This is a genomic window from Polaromonas sp. P1_E1_2 (genome assembly GCF_056406035.1).
This window is the reverse complement of sequence record NZ_JBFUAZ010000285.1, coordinates 1-5,133: the sequence shown is the minus strand read 5'-3', so window position 1 is coordinate 5,133 and position 5,133 is coordinate 1. Positions and strand designations below refer to the sequence as shown.

Here is a 5,133-nt window from a genome sequence, read left to right as displayed (position 1 = left end):
CCTTATGAAACTTCAACAGCTCTTTGGACTGAAAAGCCAGCCAAAAACGGCCTCAAGCGCCACCCACCCCGAATCGGAAGTCTCTGTCCCCGGCGACGAACACTCCACCATTGGCGTGCGGCAGCAGCTCATTCAGGTGCTGTTGCGGGACACCGCCCGGCGGGCGGGCATTCCGTCGAACTGGCTGGACTGCCAGATGTTGCTGACCGCCAACCCCACACGCGGCGAAGGCATGTACCTGCGCATCATCATGAAGCAGTGGGACCTGCGCCTGCTGACCTACGCGGCGGCTTTCCAGAAAGTATTGATGGCGGACATCATGCGTTTTGAGCCGCGCGCCAGTGACTGGCTCCACGGCATTTCATGGCAGCTTGACGGCGGCGACAGCTGCCCCCATCAGGAAATGCCCGACCCCACCATCTGGATGCAAAGCCCCACCCGGCCGCGCAGCGGCTATGCGCCACGCGCGCCCGTGGAACCGGCTGCGCCCGGAGCGCCCGCGCTGGCACAAAGCCCGGCGCACTAGGCGCACCACCAGGCGCCACCAGGGCCAGGCAGCAGGCACCCATCCCGGGTGCCGGCGACAGGCTCAATACGAGCCGATGTAATCTTTTTTGCCGACTTCCACGCCGTTGTGGCGGAGGATGGCGTATGCCGTGGTGGTGTGAAAAAAGAAATGCGGCAGGCCGTAATTCAGCAAATAGGACTGGCCGGTAAAACGCTTTTCCTTGGGCGTGCCGGCTTGCGTGACGATCTCCCGCGTGGCGGCCTCATCAAATTTCGCCACGTCCAGGCCTTCAACGAAGGCAAGGATGGTGTCAATACGCGCCTGCAGTTCGGCAAACGTCGTTTCCTTGTCTTCGATCTTCGGCACTTCCACACCGGCCAGCCGGGCCGACACGCTCTTGGCGAAATCGCTGGCCACTTGCACCTGACGCAGCAAGGGGAACATGTCAGGGAAAAGACGGGCCTGCAGCAAGGCATTCGGGTCGATGTTTTTGGCGGAAGCGTGGGCTTCGGCCTTGGCCAGGACGCCCTTGAGGCCACCCAGCATCTGCTTGAAAACGGGGATGGACGTGGTGTAGATGCTGCTGGTCATGAAATGCTTTCGGTAAAGGAATGGAGATAGCCTGCCGCGCCCTGCACGCGGCGCCCTGCATTCTCGCCGGATTGCGGCCGGAATGCGCGCAGCCCGCCAATGGCCTTTGAGGACGGCGAAGGCCTTCGCAAAATAGTATGCTGTCATACCAATTTCCGCCCTCCCCAAAAGGCCCCACCATGAACGCCCCTCTCCCCGCCGCCACCCGCCAGTCCGTGCAGGCCGCCGACCTCGCCGCCCTGCCGCTGATAGAAAAATGGGTGTCCTTTGCCTCCGTCTCGCGCGACAGCAACCTGCCCCTTCTTGACTGGACGCAGGCACGGCTTGAGGCACTGGGCATTGAATGCCGGCGCACTTATGACGACAGCGGCAAGAAAGCCAACCTGTGGGCCACCCTGCCTGCCGAAAACGGCGAAACCAAGGTGGGCGGCATCGTGCTGTCGGGCCATACCGACGTGGTGCCGGTGGACGGCCAGCCCTGGGACACCGACCCGTTCGCAGCGCAAATTATTGGCGGCAAGCTCTACGGCCGCGGCGTGACCGACATGAAAAGCTATGGCGCCACCGCGCTCATGATGGTGCCCGAACTGCTCAAGCGCAAACTCAAGCGCCCGGTTCACCTGGCCTTCAGCTATGACGAGGAAGTCGGCTGCATCGGCGTGCGCCGCCTGATTGCCGACATGGTGGAGCAGGGTTACAAGCCTGCGGGCTGCATTGTGGGCGAACCCACCGGCATGCAGGTGGTGATTGCGCACAAGGGCAAGCATGCCTACAAGACGTCGGTGCGCGGTTTTGAAGCGCATTCATCGCTCACGCCGCTGGGCGTGAACGCGGTGGAGATCGCCTGCGAATTTGTGGCCCACCTCAAGACCATGCACAGGCGACTGGTCAAGGAAGGCCCGTTTGACCCGATCTACGACGTGCCGCATACCACCATCCACACCGGGGTGATTGCCGGCGGCACCGCGCTCAACATCATCCCGCGCGACTGCGATGTGACCTGGGAGATCCGCCACCATCACATGAATTCGCCCGATGCACTGTTCAACGAAGCCAGAGCTTTTGCCGACAGCCTGGTGCCGGCCATGCAGGCGGTGGCGGCTGACACCGGCATCACCCACAAACTCAATTCGGTGCTGCCCGGTTTTGCGACGGAAGCCGACAGCGAAATCGCCCAGTTGTGCTTCAGGTGCGCGGATGTAGATGCCAACTCGGGCGCCGGCAAGGTTTCCTTTGGCACGGAAGCTGCGTTGTTCCACCAGGCCGGTGTGCCGACCATCGTGTGCGGCCCCGGCCATATCGCGCAGGCACACCAGCCGAACGAATGGGTCACGCTGGAGCAACTGGCCTGGTGCGAGCGCTTCATGCGCCGCCTGGCCGACGAGCTCTGCATAAATCCGTCGTGAGCCCGTCCTGAACTGACCACTGCACCCCTACCTCACCCGAAAGAACACATGATGCAACGCAGAGATTTCCTGGGCACCAGCCTGGCACTGACCGCAGGCAGCGCACTGGCGCAGGCCAACCCCAAAATCGCGCGCATCGTGGTGCCTTTTGCACCGGGCGGCGTGCAGGACATCCTGGCCCGGTCCATCTCCACCGAGCTCGGCCTTGCACTGGGCCAAACCGTGATTGTGGAAAACCGTCCCGGCGCGGGCGGCACCGTGGGCACGGGTTATGTCGCCAAGTCCCCGCCCGACAGCGGTGCGATGGTGCTGGCGGCCGCCAGCCACAACATCGCCGGTACGCTCTACACCAAACTCGCCTACGACCCGCAAAAAGACTTTACGCCCATGGCGCATATCGGCACGGCCGACTACGTGCTGATGATCCACCCCGAGGTGCCCGCCAAAACCGCGGCCGAATACATCCGCTACGCCAAGGCCAACCCGGGCAAGATGAACTACGCGACGGCAGGCGTTGGCAGCGCCACGCATCTTTCCATGGCGTATTTCAACGGCCTGGCCGGCATCGACGTGGTGCATGTGCCGCTCAAAGCCACGGGCGAAGCCATCAATGAAGTGATCTCGGGCCGTGCACAGGCCGTGATTGCCGCCAGCATTGGTGCGCTGGCTTTCGCCAAGGACAGCCGCATCCGGTTGATCGGCGTGACCTCACCCAAGCGTTCCAGATACCTGCCCGAAGTCCCCACCATCGCCGAAAGCGGCTTGCCGGGCTACCAGTTTGACTCGTGGTTTGGCCTGCTGGGCCCTGCCGGCACACCCGCAGCCGACGTCAACCGTGTCAACGCGGCCATCGCGAAACTGCTCAAGGACCCCGTCATCCTTGAGCGCCTGGACAAGCAGGGCATCGAGCCCCTGGCCCTGAGCAACGCCGACTTTGCCAAGCTGCTGGCAGTGGACTACAAGCGCATGGCCGAGGTCGTGAAGGCCTCGGGTGCCAAGGTCGAATAGCGCCAGCACTTCGCCGCCGGCCTATGGCAGCGTGACGCCGGCCACGGAGGCCAGGTATTTTTCCAGCACGGCCAGCTCGGGCACGGTGGGGGCGCCTTTGCCCGCGATGACGGCGTAAATGTGTCCCCTGAAACTGCCGCGCGGATAGTAGCTGAGATAACCCCAGCCGATCAGCATCTGGCTGCACACACCCGGCGCCAGCGTGGCACTGGCGGTGCCCGCCTGCACCGAATTGATACGCAGCCTCTGCGCACCGGGTGCAGAGGTGAGCGCCATCACGGCAGGCACACCCGCTGGGAGTTTCGTGGCGCTGGTCAGCTGCACGGTCTGCCCCGCCGAGTCCACCCATTTGGCATACGGCTGGCTGTTGGTGAAACCCAGGTCCGAGGTGTAGAGCGTCTCGGTCTTTGAGGCCTGGAAAACCACGCCGGTATTGATTGCCCCCGGAACACTGACCGCGGCAAGGGCGAAATGGGGATCTTCAATGTTGTAGGGCACGCGGTTTTTCGGATTGGGCTGGATGCCGGCCATTGGCACTGATTTTTTGCACCAGAAGCCCGCCGTGTCGTAAACACTGTGGTCCGAATACTTTTTGCCGCCAGCGTTGACGCGCATCACCGGCGGCGCCATCGTGCCCATGTTGGGGCCGTCCCTGTTGATCCAGTTGATCATCTCCATGGCATTGCCGGGGCTGGAGCCGTAACCCGAATCCGACACCGCGCGCACCGCCTGCCCGGCCGCGGCGGGCGCACCCAGCAGGTAGTCGGTGTAGCCGTGGGTCATGTCCCATTTGCAGGCGTTGTATTTCGCGATGATGGCCAGCGCGGCATCGGCCAGGCTGGTAGCAGCGTAGGCCACCGGATCGGTCAGCGAGAACACCTTGCGCGGCGGCGGCACCTGGCCCGACAGCTGGCCGCCGCTGGTATAGGTCAGCGTAGCCACCCGATTGGCTGCCGGCGTGAAGGTAAAGGTGTCCTGGCCGTTGGCCCCCGCAGGAATGACAAGGCTGGACTTGCTCAGCGTGCCTCCGTTGTTGGAGGCCACGGTCAACGTCACGGGTTGTGCCAGATTGCCGCGGGCATAAACCGTGAACGTCAGCGGCGCGCCGGCGGGTGAATAGCCAGGACCGTCGTCGTACACGGTGGCCTGCACAATACCCACCGCAGCCTTCATCGGCCCCGAGACCAGCGGCTCGAGCGTGCGGTTCTGGTGCCAGCCCGGCACATGGTTGATGGCGTAGTTGTGGATGGGCCAGTGGTTGCCGCCCATCCAGCTATAGACCTCGCAGTTGACCTGGCGCGCATAGTTGACGGCCTGGGCAAACATGGTTTGCCACCGCGTGTCGTCAATCGGCATGCCGATCTCGGTGAGCGCCAGCTTCGCGCCCCGGGCCTGTACCCAGTCGGCCGCAATCTTCAGGCGGTCCATGCCCGTGGAAGCCTTGATAGGGCCGACACCAAAACCCGCGCTGTAGTTCTTGGCGACTTCCGTGTCGTAATCGAAAGAGGCACCGTTGCCGAAGGCATCAAGGTAGACGTGGACTTCATACACGAGGTTGGCGCCTGTGACCGGGAAGCCCGGGTTCTTGGTGCCCAGCGATATGGCCGCGCTGTACTGGTT

5 protein-coding genes are annotated in these 5,133 nt (G+C 63.4%); 3 read left to right on the top strand and 2 right to left on the bottom strand.

Translation table 11 applies throughout. The features are described from left to right. Positions 1 to 526 (top strand): hypothetical protein (locus tag AC1D1P_RS13775; protein ID WP_477673375.1); only part of this gene is annotated, 526 nt, incomplete at its 5' end. A gap of 63 nt (positions 527 to 589) precedes the next feature. On the opposite strand, the gene AC1D1P_RS13770 is transcribed toward AC1D1P_RS13775, so the two are convergent. Next, positions 590 to 1,099, bottom strand: a complete 510-nt coding sequence (locus tag AC1D1P_RS13770; protein ID WP_477648880.1) for a DUF1993 domain-containing protein — start codon at positions 1,097 to 1,099, stop codon at positions 590 to 592. A 179-nt stretch (positions 1,100 to 1,278) separates the two neighbouring features. Between AC1D1P_RS13770 and argE the strand changes: the two genes are divergently transcribed. Together argE and AC1D1P_RS13760 are read left to right on the top strand one after the other, a co-directional pair. Beyond that, positions 1,279 to 2,505, top strand: coding sequence for an acetylornithine deacetylase (gene argE, locus AC1D1P_RS13765; protein ID WP_477673374.1), 1,227 nt, complete (start codon positions 1,279 to 1,281; stop codon positions 2,503 to 2,505). Between the two features lie 48 nt (positions 2,506 to 2,553). Continuing rightward, positions 2,554 to 3,513: a tripartite tricarboxylate transporter substrate binding protein gene (locus AC1D1P_RS13760; protein WP_457279180.1), complete on the top strand. Its 960-nt coding sequence runs from the start codon at positions 2,554 to 2,556 to the stop codon at positions 3,511 to 3,513. A gap of 21 nt (positions 3,514 to 3,534) precedes the next feature. Here AC1D1P_RS13760 and AC1D1P_RS13755 read toward each other — a convergent pair. Next, positions 3,535 to 5,133 (bottom strand): twin-arginine translocation pathway signal protein (locus tag AC1D1P_RS13755; RefSeq protein ID WP_477673373.1); only part of this gene is annotated, 1,599 nt, incomplete at its 5' end.

What these genes read in the sequence shown, in the direction of transcription:
- AC1D1P_RS13770 (WP_477648880.1), bottom strand. Translation starts at nt 1,099, where the DNA reads ATGACCAGCAGCATCTACACCACGTCCATCCCCGTTTTCAAGCAGATG.
- argE (WP_477673374.1), top strand. Translation starts at nt 1,279, where the DNA reads ATGAACGCCCCTCTCCCCGCCGCCACCCGCCAGTCCGTGCAGGCCGCC.
- AC1D1P_RS13760 (WP_457279180.1), top strand. Translation starts at nt 2,554, where the DNA reads ATGATGCAACGCAGAGATTTCCTGGGCACCAGCCTGGCACTGACCGCA.